Origin of the sequence: Herbaspirillum huttiense (genome assembly GCF_047300815.1) — a bacterium.
In the GTDB taxonomy this organism is placed as follows: Bacteria; Pseudomonadota; Gammaproteobacteria; order Burkholderiales; family Burkholderiaceae_D; genus Herbaspirillum; species Herbaspirillum huttiense_A.
Genome location: NZ_CP178608.1, coordinates 1,613,968 through 1,637,928, shown reverse-complemented (window position 1 = coordinate 1,637,928; position 23,961 = coordinate 1,613,968). Strand labels below are relative to the sequence as shown.

Annotated in this window: 24 protein-coding genes; 9 read left to right on the top strand and 15 right to left on the bottom strand. The window is 62.6% G+C overall.

Annotated elements, in window-relative coordinates; genetic code table 11:
- The first annotated feature begins 67 nt into the window (after nt 1–67).
- Complete coding sequence (locus ACLRDN_RS07425) at nt 68–496, top strand: NINE protein (protein ID WP_413459611.1); 429 nt, start codon at nt 68–70, stop codon at nt 494–496.
- An 84-nt stretch (nt 497–580) separates the two neighbouring features.
- Here ACLRDN_RS07425 and ACLRDN_RS07420 read toward each other — a convergent pair whose 3' ends face one another.
- The 11 genes from ACLRDN_RS07420 to ACLRDN_RS07370 all read right to left on the bottom strand — a co-directional run bounded on the left by ACLRDN_RS07420 (nt 581) and on the right by ACLRDN_RS07370 (nt 11,483).
- Entirely contained in the window at nt 581–2,365 is a 1,785-nt protein-coding gene (locus ACLRDN_RS07420; protein ID WP_413459610.1) for an acyl-CoA dehydrogenase, read from the bottom strand.
- Between the two features lie 95 nt (nt 2,366–2,460).
- Nucleotides 2,461–3,390, bottom strand: coding sequence for an electron transfer flavoprotein subunit alpha/FixB family protein (locus ACLRDN_RS07415; protein ID WP_039787724.1), 930 nt, complete (start codon nt 3,388–3,390; stop codon nt 2,461–2,463).
- A gap of 2 nt (nt 3,391–3,392) precedes the next feature.
- Nucleotides 3,393–4,148, bottom strand: a complete 756-nt coding sequence (locus ACLRDN_RS07410) for an electron transfer flavoprotein subunit beta/FixA family protein (RefSeq protein WP_413459609.1) — start codon at nt 4,146–4,148, stop codon at nt 3,393–3,395.
- Between the two features lie 220 nt (nt 4,149–4,368).
- Nucleotides 4,369–5,328: a 2-hydroxyacid dehydrogenase gene (locus ACLRDN_RS07405; RefSeq protein WP_413459608.1), complete on the bottom strand. Its 960-nt coding sequence runs from the start codon at nt 5,326–5,328 to the stop codon at nt 4,369–4,371.
- Nucleotides 5,329–5,350: 22 nt separating this feature from the next.
- Nucleotides 5,351–6,295, bottom strand: coding sequence for a sugar kinase (locus ACLRDN_RS07400; protein ID WP_413459607.1), 945 nt, complete (start codon nt 6,293–6,295; stop codon nt 5,351–5,353).
- An 11-nt stretch (nt 6,296–6,306) separates the two neighbouring features.
- Nucleotides 6,307–7,050, bottom strand: coding sequence for a sugar phosphate isomerase/epimerase family protein (locus tag ACLRDN_RS07395; protein ID WP_134134831.1), 744 nt, complete (start codon nt 7,048–7,050; stop codon nt 6,307–6,309).
- On the bottom strand, nt 7,047–7,781 hold the full coding sequence (locus ACLRDN_RS07390) for an amino acid ABC transporter ATP-binding protein (protein ID WP_134221841.1): 735 nt from the start codon (nt 7,779–7,781) through the stop codon (nt 7,047–7,049). Before ACLRDN_RS07390 ends, ACLRDN_RS07395 begins: the two co-directional genes overlap by 4 nt.
- Nucleotides 7,768–8,418, bottom strand: a complete 651-nt coding sequence (locus tag ACLRDN_RS07385) for an amino acid ABC transporter permease (RefSeq protein ID WP_121038556.1) — start codon at nt 8,416–8,418, stop codon at nt 7,768–7,770. Before ACLRDN_RS07385 ends, ACLRDN_RS07390 begins: the two co-directional genes overlap by 14 nt.
- Nucleotides 8,418–9,113, bottom strand: a complete 696-nt coding sequence (locus ACLRDN_RS07380; protein ID WP_121038554.1) for an amino acid ABC transporter permease — start codon at nt 9,111–9,113, stop codon at nt 8,418–8,420. Before ACLRDN_RS07380 ends, ACLRDN_RS07385 begins: the two co-directional genes overlap by 1 nt.
- A gap of 126 nt (nt 9,114–9,239) precedes the next feature.
- Nucleotides 9,240–10,043, bottom strand: a complete 804-nt coding sequence (locus tag ACLRDN_RS07375) for a transporter substrate-binding domain-containing protein (RefSeq protein ID WP_413459606.1) — start codon at nt 10,041–10,043, stop codon at nt 9,240–9,242.
- A 312-nt stretch (nt 10,044–10,355) separates the two neighbouring features.
- Nucleotides 10,356–11,483, bottom strand: a complete 1,128-nt coding sequence (locus ACLRDN_RS07370; protein ID WP_413459605.1) for a LacI family DNA-binding transcriptional regulator — start codon at nt 11,481–11,483, stop codon at nt 10,356–10,358.
- Nucleotides 11,484–11,877: 394 nt separating this feature from the next.
- Here ACLRDN_RS07370 and ACLRDN_RS07365 point away from each other — a divergent pair, with 394 nt between their 5' ends.
- The 7 genes from ACLRDN_RS07365 to ACLRDN_RS07335 all read left to right on the top strand — a co-directional run bounded on the left by ACLRDN_RS07365 (nt 11,878) and on the right by ACLRDN_RS07335 (nt 20,236).
- Nucleotides 11,878–14,004: a TonB-dependent siderophore receptor gene (locus ACLRDN_RS07365; protein ID WP_413459604.1), complete on the top strand. Its 2,127-nt coding sequence runs from the start codon at nt 11,878–11,880 to the stop codon at nt 14,002–14,004.
- A 715-nt stretch (nt 14,005–14,719) separates the two neighbouring features.
- The gene (locus ACLRDN_RS07360; protein ID WP_413459603.1) at nt 14,720–15,907 is read left to right on the top strand and encodes an acyl-CoA dehydrogenase family protein; all 1,188 of its coding nucleotides are present in this window, start codon (nt 14,720–14,722) and stop codon (nt 15,905–15,907) included.
- Between the two features lie 138 nt (nt 15,908–16,045).
- The gene (locus ACLRDN_RS07355; RefSeq protein WP_121038542.1) at nt 16,046–17,005 is read left to right on the top strand and encodes an ABC transporter substrate-binding protein; all 960 of its coding nucleotides are present in this window, start codon (nt 16,046–16,048) and stop codon (nt 17,003–17,005) included.
- A 3-nt stretch (nt 17,006–17,008) separates the two neighbouring features.
- A complete protein-coding gene (locus ACLRDN_RS07350; protein ID WP_088756766.1) occupies nt 17,009–17,806 on the top strand; it encodes an ABC transporter ATP-binding protein in 798 nt (265 codons plus the stop codon).
- A complete protein-coding gene (locus tag ACLRDN_RS07345; protein ID WP_209582947.1) occupies nt 17,803–18,621 on the top strand; it encodes an ABC transporter permease in 819 nt (272 codons plus the stop codon). Before ACLRDN_RS07350 ends, ACLRDN_RS07345 begins: the two co-directional genes overlap by 4 nt.
- Before the next feature lie 114 nt (nt 18,622–18,735).
- Nucleotides 18,736–19,296 (top strand): nuclear transport factor 2 family protein, encoded by a 561-nt coding sequence (locus tag ACLRDN_RS07340; RefSeq protein WP_276839356.1) that lies wholly within the window; start codon nt 18,736–18,738, stop codon nt 19,294–19,296.
- Between the two features lie 127 nt (nt 19,297–19,423).
- Nucleotides 19,424–20,236: an alpha/beta fold hydrolase gene (locus tag ACLRDN_RS07335; RefSeq protein ID WP_413459602.1), complete on the top strand. Its 813-nt coding sequence runs from the start codon at nt 19,424–19,426 to the stop codon at nt 20,234–20,236.
- A 3-nt stretch (nt 20,237–20,239) separates the two neighbouring features.
- Here the strand turns inward: ACLRDN_RS07335 and ACLRDN_RS07330 are convergent, their stop codons facing one another.
- Both ACLRDN_RS07330 and ACLRDN_RS07325 read right to left on the bottom strand, forming a co-directional pair.
- Nucleotides 20,240–20,563 carry an antibiotic biosynthesis monooxygenase family protein gene (locus ACLRDN_RS07330; RefSeq protein ID WP_134134819.1) on the bottom strand — a complete coding sequence of 108 codons (324 nt, stop codon included), beginning with the start codon at nt 20,561–20,563 and terminating at the stop codon, nt 20,240–20,242.
- A gap of 25 nt (nt 20,564–20,588) precedes the next feature.
- Nucleotides 20,589–21,515: a LysR family transcriptional regulator gene (locus ACLRDN_RS07325; protein ID WP_413459601.1), complete on the bottom strand. Its 927-nt coding sequence runs from the start codon at nt 21,513–21,515 to the stop codon at nt 20,589–20,591.
- 204 nt (nt 21,516–21,719) lie between these two features.
- On the opposite strand from ACLRDN_RS07325, the gene ACLRDN_RS07320 reads away from it, so the two are divergent.
- Complete coding sequence (locus ACLRDN_RS07320) at nt 21,720–22,220, top strand: flavin reductase (RefSeq protein WP_413459600.1); 501 nt, start codon at nt 21,720–21,722, stop codon at nt 22,218–22,220.
- A gap of 36 nt (nt 22,221–22,256) precedes the next feature.
- Here ACLRDN_RS07320 and ACLRDN_RS07315 read toward each other — a convergent pair whose 3' ends face one another.
- Both ACLRDN_RS07315 and ACLRDN_RS07310 read right to left on the bottom strand, forming a co-directional pair.
- Nucleotides 22,257–23,549, bottom strand: a complete 1,293-nt coding sequence (locus ACLRDN_RS07315) for a Fic family protein (RefSeq protein ID WP_413459599.1) — start codon at nt 23,547–23,549, stop codon at nt 22,257–22,259.
- Nucleotides 23,550–23,718: 169 nt separating this feature from the next.
- Nucleotides 23,719–23,946 (bottom strand): formate dehydrogenase subunit delta, encoded by a 228-nt coding sequence (locus ACLRDN_RS07310; RefSeq protein ID WP_034331331.1) that lies wholly within the window; start codon nt 23,944–23,946, stop codon nt 23,719–23,721.
- Nucleotides 23,947–23,961: the final 15 nt, after the last annotated feature.

Sequence of the window (23,961 nt, the reverse complement as noted above, 5' to 3'; positions counted from 1 at the left end):
ACCTGACCACAACATGGCCGCCAGATTCAACTCCGGCGGCTTACAACAGAATAAAGAGACGCGCAGCATGCCCTTGCCTTCCGCACCCCGCCACAAGAACAAGACCCTGACGACTTTCCTGGCCACCGTCTTCGGCAGTATCGGCCTGCACCGTTTCTATCTCCACGGCGGCCGTGACCGCTTCGGCTGGCTGCATATCCTGGCCATTCCTTTATCGCTGGCCCTGATGGCGGCGCAGCCGGAGGCACCCAAGCTCTTCACCGGCCTGCCCTTCGTGCTGTCGGTGCTGATTGGCTGCCTGGAAGCACTGGTACTGGGCCTGTCGCCCGACGATAAATGGGATGCGCGCTACAACGCCGGCAGCGGCAAGCGTTCTGAGTCGCACTGGATCCTGGCGCTGATCCTGGTCCTGACGGTGGGATTGGGGGCCATGGGCGTGATCGCCCTGCTGGCGCGCAGCTTCGACCTGCTCTTCACCGGCGGGGCCTTCGGCTGAGCTGACGCCCTGCCCTCGCGATCCTAAAGAACAAGCCCGGCACATCGTCACTGCGATGTTCCGGGCTTTTGTTTGAAGCCGGGATCAGAACTGCTCTTCAGCCAGTGCCATCACCGCTGCACCGCCATCGACGATGGCCGTGCGATAGGCCAGCGCCTGCGGCAGGATCTGCTCGGCATAGAAACGCGCGGTCGCCAACTTGGCTTCGTAGAACTTGCCGTCGCCTTCGCCGGACTTGAGCTTGCCCGCTGCGATGGCCGCTGCACGCGCCATCTGCCAGCCGCCGAGCACCACGCCGGCCATCTTCAGATACGGGACGCTGCCCGCGAAGACCGCCTTGATGTCGCTCTTGACGTTGGCCACCACATACCCGACCACCTGTTCCAGCGCATCGGCGGCTTCGGCCAGGCGCGCCGCGATGGGCTGCAGTTGCGCATCGCCCTGCAGTTCGGCCACGGTCTGGCGCACCTGGGCGATGATGCCCTTGGCAACAGCGCCGCCGTCGCGCACGGTCTTGCGGCCCACCAGGTCATTGGCCTGGATGGCGGTCGTGCCTTCGTAGATCGGCAGGATGCGCGCATCGCGGTAATGCTGGGCCGCGCCGGTTTCCTCGATGAAGCCCATGCCGCCATGCACCTGCACGCCGGTGGAGGTCACATCGATGGACATCTCGGTGATCCAGCCCTTGACGATGGGCACCAGGTATTCGTAGAAGGCCTGGTTGGATTTGCGGGTAGCGTCATCATCGCTGAAGTGCGCCGCATCCGAGGTGGCCGCGGCCACATAGGCCAAGGCCCGCGCCGCCTCAATCTGGGCGCGCATGGACATCAGCATGCGGCGCACATCGGGCTGATGGATGATGGCCACCGGACCGGGCGAACCGGCCAGGTCGCGCGACTGGATGCGGTCGCGGGCGTAGGACACGGCCTTCTGATAGGCACGCTCCGACACCGACAGCCCCTGGATGCCCACGGCGAAGCGCGCCGCATTCATCATGATGAACATGTATTCCAGGCCGCGATTCTCTTCGCCGACCAGGGTGCCGATGGCGCCGCCATGGTCGCCGAACTGCAGCACGGCGGTCGGGCTGGCCTTGATGCCCAGCTTGTGTTCGATGGAGACGCAGTGCACGTCATTGCGCGCGCCCAGCGAACCGTCGGCGTTGACCAGGAACTTGGGCACGATGAACAGCGAGATGCCCTTCACGCCTTCGGGCGCATTGGGGGTGCGGGCCAGCACCAGATGGACGATGTTCTCGGCCATGTCGTGCTCGCCATAGGTGATGAAGATCTTGGTCCCGAAGAGCTTGAAGGTCCCGTCACCCTCCGGCACGGCGCGCGTGCGCACCAGTGCCAGGTCGGAGCCGGCCTGCGGCTCGGTCAGGTTCATGGTGCCGGTCCACTTGCCGGAGATGAAGTTGGCGATGAAGGTTTCCTTCTGCTGCTGGGTGCCGGCCGTCATCAGCGCTTCGATGGTGCCATCGGTCAACAGCGGGCACAGCGCGAAGGAGAGATTGGCCGAGTTCAGCATCTCGATGCAGGGCGTGGCCAGCAGCTTGGGCAGGCCTTGTCCGCCGAACTCCACGGGATGCTGCACGCCCTGCCAGCCGGCTTCACCGAACTGGCGGAAGGCTTCCTTGAAACCGGGGCTGGTGGTGACCTTGCCGTCAGCCCAGCTGCTGGGGGCCTTGTCGGCAGAATGGTTCAGCGGGGCGATCACTTCACTGCAGAAACGGGCGTTTTCTTCGAGAATGGCCTCGGCCGTTTCCGGCGTGGCATCCTCGCAGCCCGGCAGCGCATTCACGGCTGCCAGACCGGCCAGTTCGTTCATGACGAACAACATATCCTTCACGGGCGCGATATAACTCATCTCCAACCTCCAATGCGGAACGCTCTGCCGGCGTTCCTTGCTTGCACGAAAACACCCCGGCCTGAGCCGGGGCGGATACTACCTTTCAGACCACATCAGCCAAGCTGCTTGACCAGCTCGGGGACGACCTCGAAGAGGTCACCCACCAGGCCGTAATCGGCCACCGAGAAGATCGGCGCTTCCTCGTCCTTGTTGATGGCGACGATGACCTTGGAGTCCTTCATGCCGGCCAGGTGCTGGATCGCGCCGGAGATGCCGACGGCGATGTAGAGCTGGGGCGCGACGATCTTGCCGGTCTGGCCGACCTGCCAGTCGTTGGGCACGTAGCCTGCGTCGACCGCAGCGCGGGAGGCGCCCATGGCGGCGTTCAACTTGTCGGCCAGCGGCTCCAGGATCTTGAAGCTTTCCGCCGAACCCATGCCACGGCCACCGGAGACGATGATCTTGGCAGCGGTCAGTTCCGGACGATCCGACTTGGCCACTTCACGGCCCACGAAGCTGGACTTGCCCGAATCGGCCACGGCCGGGATGCTTTCCACGGCCGCCGAACCACCCTGCGCGGCCGGATCGAAACCGGTCGTGCGCACGGTGATGACCTTGATCGGGTCGATCGACTGCACGGTGGCAATGGCGTTGCCGGCGTAGATGGGACGCTCGAAGGTATCGGCCGACTCCACCTTGGTGATGTCGGAAATCTGGCCCACGTCCAGCTTGGCGGCCACGCGCGGCAGGATGTTCTTGCCGTAGGCGGTGGCGGGCGCCAGGATGTGGCTGTAATCCTTGGCGATGGCCAGGACTTGTTCGGCCACGTTTTCAGCCAGGCCGTCGGCGAATTGCGGGGCATCGGCCAGCAGTACCTTGGCCACGCCTGCCACTTGTGCGGCAGCATCAGCAGCGGCCTTGGCATTGGCGCCGGCCACCAGGACGTGGACATCGCCACCGGCTTGCGCCGCGGCGGTGATGGTGTTGAGGGTGCTGCCCTTGAGGCTGGCGTTGTCGTGTTCGGCAATAACGAGTGCGGTCATGATCAGATCACCTTGGCTTCATTTTTCAGTTTGGCGACCAGGGTCGCGACATCCGGCACCTTCACGCCGGCGCTGCGCTTGGCAGGCTCGGTGACCTTCAGGGTCTTCACGCGCGGGGCCACGTCCACACCCAGCTCTTCGGGCTTGACGGTGTCCAGCTGCTTCTTCTTGGCCTTCATGATGTTGGGCAGCGTGACGTAACGCGGCTCGTTCAAGCGCAGGTCGGTGGTGATGATGGCCGGCAGGGTCAGGGCCAGGGTTTCCAGGCCGCCGTCCACTTCACGGGTCACGGTGACCTTGCCCTCTTCGAGCACGACCTTGGAGGCGAAGGTGGCTTGCGGCCAGCCCAGCAGCGCCGCCAGCATCTGGCCGGTCTGGTTGCAGTCATCGTCGATGGCCTGCTTGCCCAGGATGATCAGCTGCGGCTGTTCCTTCTCGGTCAGGGCCTTGAGGATCTTGGCCACGGCCAGCGGTTGCAGTTCCACATCGGCCGCCACTTCGGCCAGGATGCCGCGATCGGCACCAATGGCCATGGCGGTGCGCAGGGTTTCCTGGCACTGGGTCACGCCGGCGGAGACGGCGATCACTTCGGTGACCTTGCCGCCTTCTTTCAGGCGCACGGCTTCTTCCACCGCGATTTCGTCAAACGGGTTCATCGACATCTTGACGTTGGCAATATCGACGCCACTGCCGTCACTCTTGACGCGCACCTTGACGTTGTAATCCACGACGCGCTTGACTGGTACTAATACTTTCATCGCATGGCCCTTGCAAAAAGGAATTGACGTAAACGTAAACTTCCGCAGGATTATAAAAGCAAAACGGGGTGCCTACCGGTTTTTAGCACGATCGTTCTTTTTAATGTTCGCAGCATACACCAAAGATTCACGTGAGCGGAAGAGGAAATGAAGAGAAGCTGAAAAAAACTTCATGCAGCGGAATTGAAGCGCGGCCTGCCCGCAGGCAACACCGCGCCGTTCAGACCGCCAGGTGGGGGACCGGTTCGCCGCGCAGGCCGGCCAGCAGGTTGGAGACGGCCAACTCGGCCATGGCCAGCCGGGTTTCATGGGTGGCCGAACCGATGTGGGGCAAGGCCACCACGTTGGGGAGTTGCAGCAAGGGCGATTCGGCGGGCAGCGGCTCGACCTCGAACACATCCAGGCCGGCACCATAAATGGTCTTGTCCTGCAGGGCCGCGACCAGCGCCGCCTCATCGACGATGCGCCCGCGCGAGGCATTGATGAAGATGGCGCTGCGCTTCATGAGCGCGAATTCGCGTGCGCCGATCAGGCGTTCGGTATCGGCGTTCAGGGGCAGCATGACGCAGACGAAGTCCGCCTGGGCCAGCAACTCATCCTGGCTGACGTAGCGCGCATCGAGTTCGCGCTCGGCCTCGAGATCGGGGCGGCGGTTGTGATACAGGATCGGCATGCCAAAACCATGATGCGCCCGCCGCGCCACCGCAGAGCCGATGCGGCCCATGCCGATCAGGCCCAGCGTCTTGCCGTGTACGTTCACGCCGAACTGGGCCTCACCGATGCTGCCCTTCCAGCGTCCGGCCTTGACGTATTCGGCCAGTTCCACCACGCGGCGCGCAGTGGAGAGGATCAGGGCAAAGATGGTGTCGGCAGTGGCTTCGGTGAGCACACCGGGCGTATGCGCCAGCATCAGAGCGCGCTGGCGAAAATAATCCAGGTCGAAATTGTCCACGCCCACCGAGATGGTGGAGGCGATCCTGAGTTGCGGCGCGCCCTCCAGCATGTCGTTGGTGATGGGCAGGCTGGCGCCGATGATGCCTTCGGCAGTCTTCAGCGCTGCGAGAAAATCGGCGCGGTTGTCTGGCGTGATACGGTCGAAGAGCGTTACGTCGCATTCTGCCTGCAGGCGCTGCAGCAGGTGCTCGGGCAATTTTTTGTAGACGACTACGTGCGGCTTCATGGCGATTCCTGTAAGAGTCAAATCAGGCCGAGGCCGCCTCCAGCTCGGCCCGGGTGGGCAAGCCTTCCATGTCGCCTACCACCTGGATGGCGAACGCGCCGATGCGGTTGCCGCGCATGACGGCCTCGGGTACCGGCAAACCTTCCAGCATCGCGCTGATGACACCCACTGCGAAGCCGTCCCCGGCGCCCACGGTATCGACCACTTCCTTCACCGGCACGCCAGCCACCCTGCCCTCGCCTTCACGGTTGCGCCAGTAAGCGCCCTCGGCGCCCAGCTTGATGACCACCATCTTCACACCGCGCTGCAGGTAGAAGCCGGCAATGGCGTGCGGATCTTCATATCCGGTCAGAAGCGTCCCTTCCGACAATCCCGGCAGCACCCAGTCCGCCTTGAAGGCCAGCGCATTCAACTGCTGCGCCATGACTTCGCGCGAGGGCCACAGCATCGGGCGCAGGTTGGGGTCGAAGGAAATCGTCTTGCCCTGCGCGCGCATGAACTCCATGGCGTGATGGGCAAAGGCCATCGTCGTGGGCGACAAGGCCGGTGCGATGCCGGTGGCGTGCAGGTGCCGCGCCGCCCCGAAATACGCCGGATCGAAATCCTCCAGCGACAGATGGCTGGCCGCCGATCCCTTGCGGTAATACTCGATGGCGGGGTCTGCTCCATCGACTGCCTTGGCCTTCAACTGGATGGCCGTGCGGAATTCCATGTCGGTCAGCACGCGGCTGACCTCCACCCCTTCCTGCGCCACCCGCTTGCGGATGAAGCGGCCGAAGGCATCATTGCCCACCCGGCTGGCCCAGCCCACCTTCAAACCCAGGCGCGCCAGGCCGATGGCCACATTGGTCTCGGCACCGGCGAGGCGGCGCGTGTATTTTTCCACTTCTTCAAACGGGCCGACTTCATCGGCCACCAGCAAGGCCAGGGCTTCGCCCCAGGTCACCACATCCAGTTGCATCGTCATTGTGTTTGTCCTCAGACGGCCGCCAGCATCGCCACGTGGCGGCGCGTCGTTTCTTCCAGATCCGTGCCCACCAGCGGGAATTCGATGGCCCGCAGGATGCCCGTGGGGAAATGCGCCAGCATGGCCGGCCAGTGCGTATCCTGCGCCTGCAGCGGCACGGCCTTGAGCTTGCCCTTGTCCTCCTGCACACCCTTGCAGTGCACGTAGCGCACGTGCGGTGCCAGCGAGCGCGCGGCGGTCTCGGGATCGACACCCTGCCAGTGCCAGTTGCCCATGTCGAAGGTCATGCCGAAGGCATAGCCATTGCCGGTGCACAGTGCCAGGAAGCTGACGATGGGCTCCAGCCGTCCGCCCTGCGGGGTCTGGTCGTTCTCCAGCAGCACTTCGATGGGGGAATGCGAGAGGAAGCGCAGCAATGATTGCAGATCACTGGCGACAGAGAAATGGCCGAGCGATACCTTCAGGAAACGTGCACCGATCTCCTCGGCCTCGTTCATCGCCTGCCCGATCTGCTCGCGATCAAATCGCCCGTCGGCACGGAACAATTCCAACGGCGCGGAATACACCGAGAACAGCTTGTGCTGCTCCAACAGCGCGCGCAAGGCCGGCAAATCCTGCGGACCATCGAAGAGCTCACGCCGTATTTCAAGGCCAGCCGCCCCGGCCGCCGCCACCATCGGGACCAGGTCGGCATGGCCGACCCGCCGCACCAGGTCCGCCCCATAGGCCGAGGCGGCGACCAGGACCGGACTCACTTGAGGGCCCCTGCACCGATGAACTGCCTGGCTTCCGGCGTCTGCGGATCGGCAAAAAATTCCTTCGAGGGACGCGCTTCCCACACCTTGCCCTGGTGCATGAAGACGGTGAGGTCCGCCACCCGGCGCGCGAACTCCATCTCGTGCGTTACCAGCAGCATGGTCATGCCGCCGCGTGCCAGCTCTTCCATGACCTTCAGCACTTCGGCGGTCAGTTCCGGGTCCAGTGCCGAGGTCACTTCATCGAACAGCATCACCTGCGGCTCCATGGCCAGCGAGCGGGCGATGGCCACGCGTTGCTGCTGGCCGCCGGAGAGCTGCTCGGGATAGGCGTCGCGCTTGTGATCCAAGCCGACCTGCTTCAAGACCTTGATGGCAGTCTCGCGGGCGGTGTCGGTGGCGGTCTTCTTGACGATGCGGGGTGACAGCATGATGTTCTCCTCCACGGTCAGGTGCGGAAAGAGATTGTAATGCTGGAACACCATGCCCACATCCTTGCGCAATTCGATGAGGTGTTCATGCTTGTTGGTCAGCTTGTGGCCGGCCACGGTGATGCTGCCGCCATCGATGGTTTCCAGCCCGTTGATGCAGCGGAGCATGGTGCTCTTGCCGGAGCCCGAACGGCCGATGATGGCCACCACCTGGCCGCGCTCGACCGACAGCGAAATGCCGTTCAACACCTGGTTGCTGCCGAAGCGTTTGGTGATGTTGTCAATCTCAACGATGGGCATGGTATTTCCTCTCCAGGGCAAAAGCGAAACGAGACAGCGGATAACAGAAAACGAAGTAGATACCGGCCACGATGGGGAAGACCAGGAACGGCTGGAAGGTCGCATTGCTGACCAGCTTGCCGGCCTGCGCCAGTTCCACCAGGCCGATGATGGAGGCGATCGAGGTGTTCTTGACGATCTGCACCAGGAAGCCCACGGTCGGCGGCAGCGAAATACGCACCGCCTGCGGCAGGATCACGTAGCGCAGCTGCTGCCAGCGCGTCATGGCCAGGGCGGTCGAGGCTTCCCACTGCGGCACCGGCACGGCCTCGATGCAGCCGCGCCAGATCTCGCCCAGATAGGCGCTGGAATAGATCGTCATGGCGATGGTGGCAGCCACCATGGGCGGGAGCTTGTAGCCGAAGATCGCCAGTCCGTAGAAGGACAGGAACAGGATGATCAGCACCGGCGTGCCCTGGATGATCTGTATATACACCGCCGAGAGCAGCCGCAGCGGAGCCAGGTGCGAGGTGCGCATCAGGGCCACGATGAAGCCGGCGATGCCGCCGCCGATGAAGGCCAGCGCCGAGAGCAGCAGCGTCCAGCGCGCCGCCTCCAGCAGGAACATGAAATTATCGAAGGAAAATTCAGCGAGCATCACATCCTCCTCGGACGAGCCACGCCCAGGCGGCGACGGCGTTTGAAGACCACCAGTCCGATCAGCCAGAAGGCCAGGCGGAACAGCAATGCCAGCAGGATGTAGAGCACCATCACCACCAGGTAGATCTCGAAGCTGCGGAAGGTCTCGGCATCGAGCAGGTTGGCCGTGGCCGTCAACTCCTCAGCCGAGATGGCCGAGACGATGCTGGAGGCCAGCATCATCAGCGTGAACTGGCTGGCCAGTGCCGGATAGACCTTTTCCAGCGCGGGTGTGAGCACCACATGCCGGATCACCTGCCCGCGCGTCATGGCCAGCGCCTGCGCCGCTTCGATCTGCGAGGGGTGGATGGCCATCATGCCAGCCCGCACGATCTCGGTGGAGTAGGCCCCGAGGTTGACCGTCATGGCCACCAGCGCGGCGATGTTGGCATTGACCTGTACACCGATGGAAGGCAGGCCGAAAAAGATGATGAACAGCTGCACCAGGAAAGGCGTACTGCGGATCAGCTCCACGTAAGAGGTGACCGCCAGCCGCGCCGGTGCGCTGCCATGAATGGAAATGATGGCGCCGAAAATGCCGACGGCCAAACCGCAGATCATCGACAGCGCGCTCAGCCGTATGGTGAGCAGTGCGCCGACCAGCAACTGATCCAGGTGCTGGAAGATGAACGCGAACTGAAAATCGTAATGCATCGTGTGCTCCTCCGACAAACCCGCGCCGTCCGTTCATCCCCTGAACGGCGCGTGATCTGTTCTTCTCAGGCTGCGCAGCTCATGCCTGCGCAGCCGCTTCTGCAAGACAGATTCCGCAGGACGGAATCAGAACACCGGCAGGTTGGGCAGCGGGCCGGCCCACTTGCGCGAGATGGCATCGAGTTCGCCGTTGAGCTTGACGTAGTAGATGAAGTTGTTGAGCCACTGCTGCAGCTCGTAGGAGCCCTTGCGCACGGTCATCGAATTGGGTTGCACCGAGTACGGGAACTTGACTTCGATCTTGCCCTGGCCACGGCTCTTGACGATTTCATTGGCCATCGTGTTGGGAATGGAGATGGCATCGACCTGGTTCGACAGCAGCGCCTGGGTCACCGTGGAGTCATCCTCGAAACGCACCAGTACCGTGCCCGGAGGGGCCAGGCGGGTCAGCGCGGTGTCGTTGGTGGAGCCGCGCGAGACGCCCACTTTCTTCTTCACCAGATCGTCCAGCTTCTTGTAGTTGCTGCCGACCGGGCCGACGATGGACAGCTCGAAGCCGCTGTAGGGAATCGTGAACAACACCGACTTGGCGCGCTCAGGCGTGGGGGCCAGGGTGGCGGCCAGCATGTCGACCTTGCCCGATTCCAGCGCCGGGATACGGGCCGGCGGCACCAGCGGCACGATCTCCACCGGCAGGCCGAGATACTTGCCGATCAGGTTGGCCACATCGACGTCATAGCCGATGGGCTCGCCCTTGGCATCGACCGAACCGAAGGGCGGTGTGCCGCTGACCACGCCGATGGTGATCTTGCCCTTCTTGGTCAGCTCGGCGATGCTCTGCGCGCTGGCGCTGGCGGCGCTGGCCACTGCGCAAGCGGCAGCCAGCGTCAGTGCGACGAATTTTGCGTTGAAAATGTTCTTGATGCTCATCCTGGTCTCCTGATCAATCAATGCCGTGTGGACGGCAGTCCGTTGAGTGCGACAGGCGCCGGGTCCCGCCCCGCTATCGCGTGGCTGCATGGACCCGTTTGCCCCTCTTTGTTGCTGCCTGCTTGTGCTTCCCGCTTGCAGGTCTGTGATGCGGCCGCAAGGCCGTAATACGGTTGCGTGATGCTGAAATACGGCTGAAATACGGACAGTCTTTGCACTGAACAGCTCTGCCGTCCTGTTCCAAGGTCTTACCAGTGAGGCGCAGCTTCACATCGGGAGCGCCACGTCTTGGTACCGGTTCCAGCGATGCGTTTAAATCCGGCCCATCTGCGCCGTCGGCGCGGGGGAAATCTTGTCGGTCATGCCGCGCACCAGCGCGCGCTGCGGATGGCCTTCCACACTGGCGGTCGATCCGCGGCAGATGAGGCGGGGATCCAGCAGCATTTCCATGCGTACCGAGCGTTCGCCGTGGATGCGCACCAGCAAGCGTTCGATGGCCGTAAAGCCGATGTCATACGTGGGCTGTTCGATGGTGCTGATGCCGCTGCCCACCAAGGGCGACCAGGCCAGTTCATCGAAGCACAGCAAGCCCACGTCATCCGGAAAGCGCAGCGTCATGCTCTGCAAGGCCAGCGCGATCTGCAGTGACACCATGCCGTTGCCGGCCAGCAGGGCCACACGCCCCGTGCTGCCGGCGGCGGCCCGGCGCAGGAAATATTCGCGCACGACCGTGGCCACATGGCCGGGCTGGTCCACATCCACTTCCAGCGTCTCGCCGTGGCAATCGGGCCGCTGCGCCATCGCCTGCAAAAAACCCGCCTGCCGCCCTTGCCGCGAACTCACGCCGTACAGGGGCTGCACCACCAGCGCGATATCGGTATAGCCCTGCGCCAGCAGGTGCTGCGTTCCCAGCTGCGCGGCCTTGACGTTGTCCAGGCCCACCAGGTCGAAGTCGCAGCCTTCCACGTGGCGGTCCAGCAGCACCACCGGAAAGGCCGCCTGCCCCAGCTCGCGCAGCGGCGTCACGTTGCGGCCCTGGGTGTTGAACAGCAGGCCTTCCACGCTGTAGGAATGCAGGGCCGCCAGCGACTGCTTCTCGCGCGCCTCGTCGTTGCCCGTGTTGCACAGCATGAGCGTGTAGCCATGCTTCTGGCAGGCCGCTTCCGCACCATGCAGCACGGCCACCGAATAGGGGTTGAGGATGTCCGCCACCAGCATGCCGATGAGGCGGGTGCGGCCACCCTTGAGCCCGCGCGCCATCTGGCTGGGCTGATAGCCCAGGCGCGCGATGGTCTTGCCGATCTGGTCGCGCAGGCGTGCCGAGAGCGCGTCGAATTCGCCGCCCAGGTAACGCGATACGCTGGTCTTGGACACCCCGGCCTCCCGCGCGACCTGCGCGATGGTGACCCGGTCGGTGCCGGTCTTGGTGCTTTGTCTCACTATTGCCCGCCAAATCGTTGAACTGCATCGGTTGATTTGCCTGAAGGTTCCGGGCTGCTCGTTTATATGAATCTTTTGGAACCGGTTCCAAGATAGCAGCGGGATTCGGGCGGGTCAAACTTATTTCAGATGAAAAATTTGAGCACATGCCATGAACGGCGCGCTCACGTTCTCGCAGGGCAATATGAATGAATCAGCGCATGAGACGGGGGCGTTTTGGCGATAGCTTCATTCCCGCCATCAAGGGACCGAAGCTCCCGACCTTCTTGACGCAACGCGCCAATCGCGCTTCAGCCGCACAAGGCGACAAGCTGCCAACGATCAGTAAAAATTTGTTGCCAGGCACAAGAATGCGATATTATGAATAGTAATTATTCTCATTATTATCTGATTCATGCCCTCCCTCTCTCCCGGCGCCCTCGCCGTCCTGCTTGCCTTTTCCGTGTTGCCCGCCTCTACCGTCCTCGCGCAAACTGCCGGCACGGACAACAGCGCGGCCTCTGCGCAATTGCCCACCGTTGATGTGGTCGCTGATGGTGTGAACGACACCAAATTCAAGGCCACCCAAAGCCAGGTCAACAAATCGACGACGCCGCTGTCGCAAACCCCGCAATCGGTGTCGGTGGTGACGCGCTCCATGCTGGACAGCCAGCAAGCCGTGTCGTTGGCCGATGCGCTGGAGAACGTGCCCGGCGTGGTCGCGCAGCAATATGGGCGGCGCGGCTGGGATGACCTGATCATCCGTGGCCAGGTCGCTTCCGATTCGCTGTATCTGGATGGCCTGCGGACCACGGCCAGCTCGCGCGTGGCCGAGCAGTTGTTTGGACTGCAGCAGGTGGAAGTACTCAAGGGACCGGGCTCGCTCTTGTATGGGCTGGTGCTGCCGGGCGGGCTGGTCAACATGGTCAGCAAGCGTCCGCAGGACAATGATTTCGCCAACGTGGACGTGACCGTGGGCAGCCACGATTTCTACCAGACCACGGTGGACATGAACAAATCGCTGTCGGAAAACGGCAAGCAAGCCTTCCGCATCAACGGCCTCATTTCCAACTCGAACGACGCCACCGACAAGGTCTGGTTCAAGAACCGCTACATCGCGCCCTCGCTCTCGCTGGACCTGGGTGCGCGCACCGACTTCACCATCCTGACTAGCTACCAGGAACGCAACTACGTGCGCCAGCAAGGGCTGCCGCTGTCGGGCTCGATCAACAGCAACGTCAACGGCGCGCTGCCGCGCAGCCTCTTCATCGGCGAGCCGGGCGCGCGTCCGTATGCGGCCAATGAAACCCGCATCGGCTATGCGCTGACGCACCGCTTCGATGACGGCTGGACCCTCAACAACAACGTGCGCTACCAGCAGTTCGAGATGAGCGGGCAAGTGGTGACCAACGGGTTAATGGACGGCAATAGCCGCAATCTGCCCCGCACTGGCACGGATCAGACCTATGAAGGCCAGACGTTTTCCATCGATACCAATATCCAGCGCAGCTTCGTTACCGCTTGGGGCAAGCACGACGTTACGATCGGTACCGATTACATGAACTCACGTGAGCAGGAGCGAACGATTACCTGCAACGTCGCCGCCTTGAGCAACATCTATAGCCCGAGCTACGGTGCCGCCATCGTTTGTCCGACCAAGCTCACCTCCTCCAATGCCAAGCTCAACGATACCTCCGTTCGTGATACGGGCCTCTATGCGCGCGACACAATCAGCTTGGGCGAGCGTTGGCAACTGCTGGCGGGCGTACGCCAAGACCGCGCAGCGACCTACACCACCAACAGCATTACTGGCATCCATACGAATAACGCCTCCAGCGCCACCACTGTTTCGACGGCCGTCATGGTGGAGCTGTGGCAGGGTGTGCGTCCCTACGTGAGCTACGCCACATCGTTCTACCCCAACAGCGGTACCAACTTTGCCGGGAGCACCTTCAAATCGGAGACTGGCAAGCAATGGGAAGCCGGCATAAAGGTCGATCTCGACGGCGGGCGAACCAGCGTGAATTTTGCACTCTTCGATCTACGTCGCCGGAACGTTCTTGTTACCGACCCTGACCACGACAACCAAAAAATCGCGGTCGGCGAACAACGTTCGCAAGGCGGCGAGATCAGCGTGACCTCGGACTTGCGCAATGGCCTGAGCCTCAACGCGGGCTACTCCTATACGGCGGCCACCGTGACCGATGACGGCGGCCAGCGCAGCACCACCGTGGGCCAGTGGCTGGACAACGTCCCCCGTCACAACTTCACCACCAGCGCCCGCTATCGCTTCAAGGGCCAGCTGGCCGGATGGGAGTGGAACGGCGGCGTGCATGGCCAGAGCATGATGCGCACCAATGGCTATACCCTGCCCGGCTACGTGCTGGCCGATACCGGCGTGGCCTACAACGCCGAACGCTGGCGCGCTGCGCTGAACGTGAAGAACATCTTCAATACGCACTATTACGCGGGCGGTCTGGCGCGTGCGGTGGCCTTGGGGGATGACCGGACCATCTTGCTGACGCTGGGGTATCGTTACTGATCTCCTGTCCCGCCTTCTCGTGATTCAAGTTCGGCCGCTTTCATGCGGCCGATTTTTTTATTCGAATGATTCGACGTGAATTTCCTCATTCGCGAGGTACTGCGACGTAATCATTCATGTATGGGGAATGCCCGCTGACATCGTCCCATGCGAATCCATACAAGATAAATTGCAGAACATCGCGCAGCACGGCTGTGCCGATGCGCATTGGCGTTAGCCGTTACACCGCACCGGCACATTGAATCAATACGCAATAGAAAAAAGAAGACGTCCCCGCACCGCAAGGGCTGCAGGGAAAGAAGAAGAGAAAAAGCAAAAGAAAAGTGGCGGACTCCCGAAGAAGTCCGCCCGAAATGAAGGCCAGAAGGAGCCTATGACGAAACTGAACAGTGTTTCCTTTCAATCCCGGCCCTCATGGTAGTCAGTCCCCTCCACTGCAGGCAAATCCGCACCGCCGATTAGCCGCATCAATACTGCAAATACTTCTCCAGACAGGGCAGCGATCCTCTCGCGTTTGGTGCAGGATCGCGCCAAACGCCCTTCCCGTGCGGGTTTCGCGCATCATGCGGGTGCACCATGCACAAGCCTGCGTACCAACCCGGAGCAGCCTAATCATTATTACTAATATTCATTCGGCCAATTCCTAAATAGAATTTGACCCTGATTTGACCCAGGACGACACTCAGCTACCTCCTTTCAACCAAAGTGGTGTGCCATGAATTCGATCACGCTCGATGTTTATCCCGTCCAGAAAAAAATCGTCACCGCTGCTCCACCGCATGCGGACTCTCCTGAAATGGATACCCTCATTGCGGAAGTGATCGCACGCCGCGATGAGTTCGATCAGTTAGGCCACGTACCGCGCGACATCGTGGCCACCATGAAGAAGGCCGGCATCTTCCGCAGCGGCACGCCGCGCAAGTTCGGCGGAGAAGCCCTGGCCCCGGCGCCCTTCCTGGCCATGGTCGAACGCATCTCCAAGGCTGATGGCTCGGCCGGCTGGGTCGCTGCCTTCGGTTCGGCCAATACCTATCTCGCCGCCCTGCCCATCGAAACGCAACGCAAGATCTACGCAAGCGGCCCCGACCAGGTCTATGCCGGCGGCCTCTATCCGCTGCAGGAAGCCAAGGCCGTCCCCGGCGGATGGGAAATCACCGGGCGCTGGCACTTCGCCAGCGGCTGCAAGGGCGCCGACTGGATCGGCGTGGGCATCAAGGACACCAGTAGCCTCGAGGACGGCGCGCAAAAACCCGCCCTCATGGCCGTGATGCCGGCCTCGGAAATCGAGATCGTCGACAACTGGAACGTGGTCGGCATGCAAGGCACCGGCAGCCACGATACCCGCCTCAAGGACAAGTTCGTGGCCCACGAATGGACCTGTGCCCGTGGCGCGGCCGGCCTCATCGATGAGCCGCTGTATCGCTATCCGGCCCTGGCCTACCAGGCCGAAGTGCACGCCGCCGTCAACATCGGCCTGGCCCGCGCCGCGCTGGACATCGTCACCGACATGGCCGGTGGCGCCAAGATCATGCCGGGCGCGCTGCGCCTGGCCGACCGCGCGTATTACAAGATCAAGCTCGGCGTGTCCGAAGCCAAGTGGCGCAGTGCCCGCATGTTCTTCTACGATGCCTGCGAACAAGCCTGGGAACAGATCGTGGCCGGCAACCCCGTCACCGAAGAGATCGACATGATGCTCAAGCTCTCGGCCACCTATGCCGCCCGGGTCTCGATGGAAGTCGTCAACGACGCCTACCAGGCCGCCGGCATGGCGGCCATCCAGCGCACCCACCGCCTGCAGCGCATCGTGCGCGATGCGATGGTGGTCACCCAGCACGCGGCGCTGTCGGAGTTGAATTACGAAAGCGCTGGCGCGCTTTTTGCAAAGCTGGGGATCAAGCGCTGATGCGCCTCCCCTCCTGAAAAATTGCCTGCGCTCATGCCTGCGCTGCAGGCGCAAGCGCACCCCGTGTTTTGCCTTTGTTACTGCCGTGCCTGCCATCTCCACTGGCGTTTCACCAACTTTACAAAGAGGACCCAGCCCGTGACCCACTCCACCGTTTCGCCACAACGCCGCAAGCTGCTGCTCGGCGCCGCCTCCATGCTCGCTGCAGGTGCTGCCCCTGCCCTGCCAGCCCTGGCCCAGGGCGCGCCCGTCATCATCGGCGTCGGCGCTGATCCCGTCTTCACGGCCTTCTACGTCGCTGCCAACGAAAAACTGTTCGCCAAATACGGCGCCCCCAACGTCACCGTGCAGTCCTACACCGACGGCGGCGAAGCGCTCAACGCGCTGGTGGCCAACCAGGTGCAGCTGGGCTGCGCCGGCGAACCCACGCACATCGTGCGCCTCTCGCGCGCCGAGCTGCGCCCGCTGGCCGTGACCTATCAATCCAAGACCTACGTCAAGCTGGTGGCCCGCAAGGCCATCACCTCGGCCGACAAGATCAAGAAGTTCGGCATCGTCGCCGGTTCGGTCTCGGAATACGTCACCGGCCTGACCCTGAAGACCCTCAACATCGATGCCGCCAAGGTCGAGATGGTGCGCTCCGGTCCGCCGGAACTGCCGGCCCTGCTGGCGCGCGGCGACATCGATGCCTACTTCGTCTGGGAACCGTGGCCCACGCTGGGCGTACAACAAGGCGGCCACATCCTCATGACCGCCGGCGACGTCGGCTACACCAGCACCCTGTGGCTCTCGGCCAATGCCAACTGGCTGGCCGCCAACAAGGAAGTGGCCGGCAACATCCTCAAGGCCCTGGCCGAAGCCTCCGAGATCACCCGCAAGGATCCGCCGCGCGCGGCGCAATCGGTGCAGGCCATCACCCGCATCCCGGTGCCGCAGACGCTCAATTCGCTCAAGGACATGGAACCGATCGTGCGCGACTTCACCGACACCGATCTCAAGACCGCCAATGCCATCGGCGAATTCCTTCTTTCTAAGCAGGCCATCAAGGCACCGGTGGACATGAGCAAGATCCTGCAACGCGGTTTCTACAAGGGGTAAGCCATGGGACATGGATCTTCAGTTTCCATCAAGCGCGTCGGCCTGACCATCGGCAAGAACGAGATCATGGCGGGCATCGACCTCGATATCCGCGCAGGAGAATTCATCTGCCTGCTGGGCCCCTCGGGGTGCGGCAAGTCCACCCTGCTCAATGCGATTGCGGGCTTCCAGGATGTGGCCGGCGAGATCAGCGTGGCCGGCAAGCGCGTCAAGGGGCCGGGGCTGGATCGCGGCGTCGTGTTCCAGTCCTCCGAGGCGCTGTTCCCGTGGCTGTCGGTGCGCGAGAACGTCGAGTACGGTCTCAAGCTGCGCGGCATCCCGGCGGCCGAACGCCGGTCGGCCGCCGAGCGCTATGTCTCGCTGGTGGGCCTCAAGCACGCCATCGACAAGTTCCCGGCCGAGCTCTCCGGCGGCATGCGCCAGCGTGCGCAGATTGCCCGCGTGCTGGTCAATGAACCGTCGGTGGTGCTGATGGACGAGCCCTTCGGCGCCCTCGATGCGCAGACCCGCGAGGTGCTGCAAAGCGAGCTGGACCGCATCTGGAAAAGCACCGGCTGTACCATCGTCTTCGTCACCCACGACATCTGGGAAGCCATCCTCCTGGCCGACCGCGTGGTCACCATGACGGCAGGTCCGCGCGCCCACATCAAGACCATCGAAGAAGTCGACCTGCCGCATCCGCGCGATCCGGCCGACCCGGCCTGCATGGCACTGTATGCCCGCATCCGCGACGACATCGGTGCAGAAGTCACGCGCGTGCTGCGCGCACAAGGTTTGATTGAAGAGGAATCCGTACAATGACCCAGCTCACACAGACAGCCTCCCCGACGGCACAAGAGTCGGCCATGCCATCCAACCTGGGTCGTCGCATGAAAGCAGCCCGTCCTTTCCTGATCTCGGTGGTCGCCATCGTCGGCGGCCTGGTGTTGTGGCAACTGGTCTCGATGACCACCTCGCCGCTGTTCCTGCCCTCGGTCTCGATGACCTGGGCGGCCGCACTGGAACTGATCAATGACGGCACCCTGCAGCAATCGGTGCTGGCCTCCTCCGGACGCATCCTGGCCGGCTGGGGTGCGGGCGTAGCCATCGGCGTGCCGCTGGGCATCTTCATGGGCCGCTTTGACCTGGTGCGGCAATTGCTCGATCCCTACATCGAGTTCTTCCGCTTCATCCCGCCGATCGCCTTCGTCACCCTGGCCGTGATCTGGCTTGGCCCCGGCGAACTGTCGAAGATCGCGCTGATCTTCTACACCACGGTCTTCATCGTCACGCTCAACACCATCGCCGGCGTGCAGGCGGTAAATCCGCTGCGCCTGCGTGCGGCGGCCTCGCTGGGTGCCGGACAATGGAAGATCCTGACCACCGTGATCCTGCCCTCGACCGTGCCCTTCATGGTCACCGGCGCCCGCATCGCGATGGGCAATTCCTTCCTGACGGTGGTCTCGGCCGAAATCGTCTCGGCCCGCGAAGGCCTGGGCGCCCTGATCTGGACGGCGCGCAATTTCAGCCGTACCGAGTGGGTGTTCGTAGGCATCATCGCGCTGGGCCTGCTGGGCTACCTGTTCGACCGCGTGCTGCGCATCGCCACCCGCAAGCTGCTGGCGCGCTACCTGTAAGCCCCAAGCCCCTCCTGGCGGCGATGCACTGATCGCCGCTGCCAACCATGCGTTTGTATGCATGGTTGGCCTTTCCCATCCATACAAGATCAAGATCACGAGAGACCAGGCACCATGACCGACTTTACCCAGGAAATCCAGCAACTCAAACGCCGCCTCGACATCCTCGAAGCCGAGGCCGACATCCGCCGCATCCAGGCGCGCTACATGTTCCTGTGCGACACGCCCTGCCCCGAGCCGGTGGCCGATGACGCCGAACGCATCGAGAAGATCCTCGATCTCTATGCCGAAGACGCCATCTGGGAAGGCGTCGGTTCCTACTACGAGGGCCAGTTCGGCCAAGCCGTCGGCAAGGAAGCGATCCGCAAGCACTTCCAGGCCTTCTGGGGCCAGAAGAAGGATCCGGAACTGCTCCTGAACGTCCACTACCTGACCTCGGAACAGATCCACGTCAATGCCGACTGCACGCACGCCGATGGCCAGTGGGTGCATTGCCAGCCGTGGATCTTCGGCGATGGCTCGTCGCTGCTGCGCTCCAGCCGGCTCAACAACCTGTTCAAGAAGGTGGACGGGGTGTGGAAGATCGCACGTACCCGTACCGAAAACGTGTTTGTGGCACCGCTGGCCGCAGGCTGGGCCAACAATGTGCCGACCTATTCGGTGCTGATGAAGTAACGAAGCGCTGAATTCTTCAAACGATACAAATCGTTTATATCGTTTGCTGTTTCACGCGGCTGTTCGTTGTTGATGATGTGACCGGGAAGAGGCTGCGGCCTCTTCGCCGTGCCAGAGAGCCACTCTTATGTCCCAAGCCCATCCCGCCCTCGTACGCCAGTTCATCCCCACCAGTGCCGGCCCGCTGCACGTGGCCAGCATGGGCGAAGGATTGCCCGTGCTGCTGCTGCACCAGACCCCGCGTTCCTGGGACGAATTCCGCGATGTGCTGCCGCTGCTGGCGCAGCGCTACCGCCCCATCGCCATCGATACGCCGGGCTTTGGCGATTCCTGCAAGCCGCCACCGGCGCAGCACAGCATCGAGCGCTGGGCCAGCCTGGCGCTGGAAGTGATGGACCAGCTGGGCATCCGCAAGGCCGCCGTGGTCGGCCACCATACCGGGGCAGTCACGGCCATGGAAATCGCGGCGTCGTCCCCTGAGCGGGTGGCGGCGCTGGTACTGTCTTCCTGCCCCTACAACGACGCCGCACGGCGCAGCGCACACGCGGGCAAACGCACCGTGGACGATGTGGAGGTCCGCACCGATGGCGCGCACCTGCAGGAACTGTGGCAGCGCCGCCAGCCCTTCTATCCCGAAGGCGATACCGACCTGCTCACGCACTTCATGGTGGATGCCCTCAAGGCCGGACCGATGGCCTCGCATGGCCATATCGTGGTGCGCAACTATCCCATGGAAGATCGCATCGGCCTGGTACGCGCACCCACACTGGTGTTGCGGGCAGGACGCGATCCGCATGCGGCGCCCTACAGCGAACGCATCGCCCAGGCCATTGCCGGCAGCCAGTGGCAGACGCTGGACGACGGCATGGTCCCCATGCCGGACCAGATGCCAGGCCCCTTTGCTGAAGCGGTGATGGATTTCCTGCAGCGCAGTTGCTGAGTTTTAATCACGGGTGAAGGCGTAATCCCGCTCAACCTTGCAGATCCGTGTCTTGTAGGCCTCGTACCACTGCTGGCGTCCCAGGCGCTGGGCCAGCTGGTGATCGAGGTCGCGTTTCCACGCGGCGATGGCTTCCAGGCTCGCCCAGTAAGACACGGTGATACCCACCTCCTCGCGCGCCGACTCCAGCCCCAGGAAACCGGGCTGGCGCGACGCCGCCTCCACCATGGCCTCGGCCATCTCGCCATAGCCGTGATCGCCTTCCGTGCGCAGTGAAGTGAAAATGACGGCGTAATAGGGAACCTCTCCGGTGACGGCAATGCTCATAATGTGACTCCAGTACGGGGAAGGATCAGGCGTTCTCGGCCTCGCGTCCGAACATCTCGATGAGCAGGCTGCGCAGCCACTGGATGCCCGAGTCCGCCGAGAAGCGCGTATGGGTATAGATGCTCACCGGGATGCGCGGCATCTCCAGCGGCAGGTCCAGCAGCACGCAGGCCTCGTCGACGTTGTGGCGCTCGGCGATGCTGCGCGGCAGGAACAGGGCCAGGTCGGTGTCGCGCACGATCTGCGGGGCCACCGTGAAATGCGGCATGCGCAGCGCGAAATCGCGCTTCACGCCGGCATTGCGCAGCACATCCTCGGCCAGCTGGTGGCCGGTGGTATTGGTGTTGGCGTAGACGTAGCGCAGCTGCAGCAGGCTCTCCATGGTCAGCGGTTCGCCGGCCTGGGGATGGGTCTTGCGCAGCATGCAGACGTAGTCGTCATTGAGCACCAGTTGGCTCTGGCAATCCTCGGGCAGGCCCGGCAGGTAGCCGAAGGCCAGGTCGATGTCGCCGTTGCGCATGGCCGCGCCCAGGTTTTCCATGGCCATCTGCTGCACTTCGATGGAGACGTGCGGGGCGGCATGGGCCAGCTCTTCCATCAGCAACGGCAGCACGTGGCTGCAGGACATGTCCGACATGACCAGGTGGAAGGTCCGCGTGGCCGTGGCCGGATCGAAGCTGGCGTGGGTATGCAGGGCCTCGTGGATGATGCCCAGGGCGCGGGCGATGGGTTCATGCAGGCGGATCGCGGTTTCGGTGGGCACCATGGCGCTGGTGCTGCGTACGAAGAGCGGATCATCGAACATTTCGCGCAAGCGGCGCAGGGCGTGGCTCACGGCGGGCTGGGTCAGGTGCAGGCGGTCGGCGGCAGCGGTGAGGCTACGCAGCTCCCAGATGACGATGAAGGTCTTGAGCAGGTTCAAGTCCACCGCGCCGATATTCATTTGCTTCATGCGGAACATTCCAGACAATCATTTGACCCGCCATTTGTGCAGGGTCTATTGTTCATCCCAGGACGCAGGCTTTCATAGGCGATGCGTTCTCCCTCTCACCTGCTGATCGACATCCGCCTGACGGCGCCGCAGACGACATGGCTGATGGCGCAAAGGATACGAAGCCTTGTGCCGGATGTCATCTCTTTTTTGGACGGACCTACCATGAAGCAAGATTTTCGCGACGCCATGGCGCGTCTCTCGGCTGCGGTCAACATCATCACCACCGATGGTCCTGCCGGACGCGCCGCCATGACGGTCAGCGCCGTCAGTTCGGTCTCCGACGACCCGGCCACGGTGCTGGTGTGCATCAACGTCAAGAGCGCTGCCCATTCCATCCTGGTGGGCAACGGACGGCTGTGCATCAACATCCTGGCCGGGCATCACGAAGACGTGGCGCGCATGATTGCCGGCATGACCGGGCTGGCGGCCGAAGAACGCATGGCGCAGGTAGGCTGGGAGATCGGCGACTACGGCCAGCCGGTGCTGCCCGATGCGCTGGCCGTGCTGGAGGGTGACATCGTCTTGCAGCAGCAGGCGGGCACGCACAGCGTACTGTTCGTGGAGATCCGGCATATTCGCCTGGCAGCGTCGCAAGCCGATGGGCTGGCTTATTTTGGACGGCGTTTTCATCGGATTGCGGCGGAGGTGGCGTTGGCGGCGTGAGGAAGAACCTGTGCCGCAAAGTGCTGTTGCAGTGCTTTACTCGCCTCCGATGGGTGGCATCTCCAACACCTCGGCCTCGGGCCACAACCCCGGGAATAGATAACGAAAACTGCCCAAGGGGAAGCCGGGCTGCAACACCCCCACGCGCCCCTCTGAGACGATCAGTCGCTGCTCCAGCAAGCGACTGATCAGCCGGGTCGCCGTGCGATCCGAAATATCGAGTGCAGCCTTGAACTCGCTGCGCTCCATCTGCCCGGCGCGGAACAGCCGATACAGGATCTTGCCCAACAATTCCGGGCGCAGGATGCTGCGATGATGTGGCACCGGCTCCCGGCCAAAACCATGTGCGAACAGCAGTGCCAGATTGACGTAGCGCGCTTCCATTTCCGGAAACCGCAAGAGCTGCCCCATGAATCGAACCTGATCCAGGCAGGTATCAAGCCAAAAGCGGATGAAATCGGCCAGTCCCTTGGAACTCAATTCACCCCGGCCATCGGTGGCATTACGGCGAGGCAAGTCTGCCTGATGGAGGGCACCGTAGTACTCCTCCTGCTTGCGCGCCAACCCGCGCATGGGTGACCACAACCCATCGGTCAATCCGAGATGGTGCAACAGGACATGATTGTGCAGACGGCTGACGCGTCCATTGCCATCCATGAAGGGGTGAATCCATGACAGCCGATGCAAGGATGCGCCAGCGACGACGATCTTGCTGACATCGCGGTAATGCACCTTGCCGTAGCGACCATGGAAGTGTGTCAGCAGATCAGGGAGCAGTTTGTGCTCCGGGGGTATATGCGCCCCGACCTTTACGGCGTGTCGGCGCAGAGCGCCCGGCTGGAAGCGTCCGCGTTCGCGCCCATGCTGGTCCAGCACGATATGGCTTTCTTCCTGCAGCCGCGCATACAGCGACGCATGCAGATCACTGATCCACTCCTGCGTAAACATCGCATCCCACGTCATGGTCCGCGCCCGCGCCTCGAATTCTTCTTCCACCGCCATGTGCGCCAGTGCCAGGATCTGACGCTTGTGGATCTCGGCATCGGCCGAGAAATGGCGGTGCAGCGCATCCTCAAGATCGGCGGGATAAGTATGCTGGCCTTCGATCTTGTTGGAGTAATAGGAATTCATCGCGCGCAGCATGCTCGCCAGCATTGGCCGGGATCGCTCCCCGACATGCGAGAGCAGCAAAATGGATTCAGCCCGCAGATCCGAGGCCAGTTCCAGCAATGGAACCAGCTCCGAATCCATGGGCAGCAGCGGTTCTATCTTTCCAATGGCGAGCATTTGGCGCACTTTCACGATTTTATTGCCGTGAATTTTATCCATTAAATCAACATCTTATCAACGTTTTTTTACACCTATTGGCGGACTATTGGCGCTTTCTGGAAGTTTTCCAGGTAACCTGGCGTGCTTATCGGCACCCGCACTCAACCGACGAAAAAAAACCGCTCATCCAACTGAGCGGTTTCCTCAAAGTCACAAGCAGGCAGCCGCCCTACACTGCCAACTGCTGCATATGCCGGTTCACCGCCTCCAGCACGATGGGATCCAGGCCCTCCCCTTGCGTCTTCTCGATATGCTCCAGGAAGGCCTTGCGCATACGTGGCTCCCAGAAACGCTTGAGGTGCGAAGCCAGGTCGGCAATGGCCTGGTCACGGTCCGGCATGGTGGAAAAAAAACTGCCGATCTGGTTGGCCATCTTGACCAGGTGTTCGATATTCATGATGCGTCTCCTTCT

What these genes read in the sequence shown, in the direction of transcription:
- ACLRDN_RS07425 (WP_413459611.1), top strand. Translation starts at nt 68, where the DNA reads ATGCCCTTGCCTTCCGCACCCCGCCACAAGAACAAGACCCTGACGACT.
- ACLRDN_RS07420 (WP_413459610.1), bottom strand. Translation starts at nt 2,365, where the DNA reads ATGAGTTATATCGCGCCCGTGAAGGATATGTTGTTCGTCATGAACGAA.
- ACLRDN_RS07415 (WP_039787724.1), bottom strand. Translation starts at nt 3,390, where the DNA reads ATGACCGCACTCGTTATTGCCGAACACGACAACGCCAGCCTCAAGGGC.
- ACLRDN_RS07410 (WP_413459609.1), bottom strand. Translation starts at nt 4,148, where the DNA reads ATGAAAGTATTAGTACCAGTCAAGCGCGTCGTGGATTACAACGTCAAG.
- ACLRDN_RS07405 (WP_413459608.1), bottom strand. Translation starts at nt 5,328, where the DNA reads ATGAAGCCGCACGTAGTCGTCTACAAAAAATTGCCCGAGCACCTGCTG.
- ACLRDN_RS07400 (WP_413459607.1), bottom strand. Translation starts at nt 6,295, where the DNA reads ATGACGATGCAACTGGATGTGGTGACCTGGGGCGAAGCCCTGGCCTTG.
- ACLRDN_RS07390 (WP_134221841.1), bottom strand. Translation starts at nt 7,781, where the DNA reads ATGCCCATCGTTGAGATTGACAACATCACCAAACGCTTCGGCAGCAAC.
- ACLRDN_RS07385 (WP_121038556.1), bottom strand. Translation starts at nt 8,418, where the DNA reads ATGCTCGCTGAATTTTCCTTCGATAATTTCATGTTCCTGCTGGAGGCG.
- ACLRDN_RS07380 (WP_121038554.1), bottom strand. Translation starts at nt 9,113, where the DNA reads ATGCATTACGATTTTCAGTTCGCGTTCATCTTCCAGCACCTGGATCAG.
- ACLRDN_RS07375 (WP_413459606.1), bottom strand. Translation starts at nt 10,043, where the DNA reads ATGAGCATCAAGAACATTTTCAACGCAAAATTCGTCGCACTGACGCTG.
- ACLRDN_RS07365 (WP_413459604.1), top strand. Translation starts at nt 11,878, where the DNA reads ATGCCCTCCCTCTCTCCCGGCGCCCTCGCCGTCCTGCTTGCCTTTTCC.
- ACLRDN_RS07360 (WP_413459603.1), top strand. Translation starts at nt 14,720, where the DNA reads ATGAATTCGATCACGCTCGATGTTTATCCCGTCCAGAAAAAAATCGTC.
- ACLRDN_RS07350 (WP_088756766.1), top strand. Translation starts at nt 17,009, where the DNA reads ATGGGACATGGATCTTCAGTTTCCATCAAGCGCGTCGGCCTGACCATC.
- ACLRDN_RS07345 (WP_209582947.1), top strand. Translation starts at nt 17,803, where the DNA reads ATGACCCAGCTCACACAGACAGCCTCCCCGACGGCACAAGAGTCGGCC.
- ACLRDN_RS07340 (WP_276839356.1), top strand. Translation starts at nt 18,736, where the DNA reads ATGACCGACTTTACCCAGGAAATCCAGCAACTCAAACGCCGCCTCGAC.
- ACLRDN_RS07335 (WP_413459602.1), top strand. Translation starts at nt 19,424, where the DNA reads ATGTCCCAAGCCCATCCCGCCCTCGTACGCCAGTTCATCCCCACCAGT.
- ACLRDN_RS07330 (WP_134134819.1), bottom strand. Translation starts at nt 20,563, where the DNA reads ATGAGCATTGCCGTCACCGGAGAGGTTCCCTATTACGCCGTCATTTTC.
- ACLRDN_RS07325 (WP_413459601.1), bottom strand. Translation starts at nt 21,515, where the DNA reads ATGAAGCAAATGAATATCGGCGCGGTGGACTTGAACCTGCTCAAGACC.
- ACLRDN_RS07320 (WP_413459600.1), top strand. Translation starts at nt 21,720, where the DNA reads ATGAAGCAAGATTTTCGCGACGCCATGGCGCGTCTCTCGGCTGCGGTC.
- ACLRDN_RS07315 (WP_413459599.1), bottom strand. Translation starts at nt 23,549, where the DNA reads ATGGATAAAATTCACGGCAATAAAATCGTGAAAGTGCGCCAAATGCTC.
- ACLRDN_RS07310 (WP_034331331.1), bottom strand. Translation starts at nt 23,946, where the DNA reads ATGAATATCGAACACCTGGTCAAGATGGCCAACCAGATCGGCAGTTTT.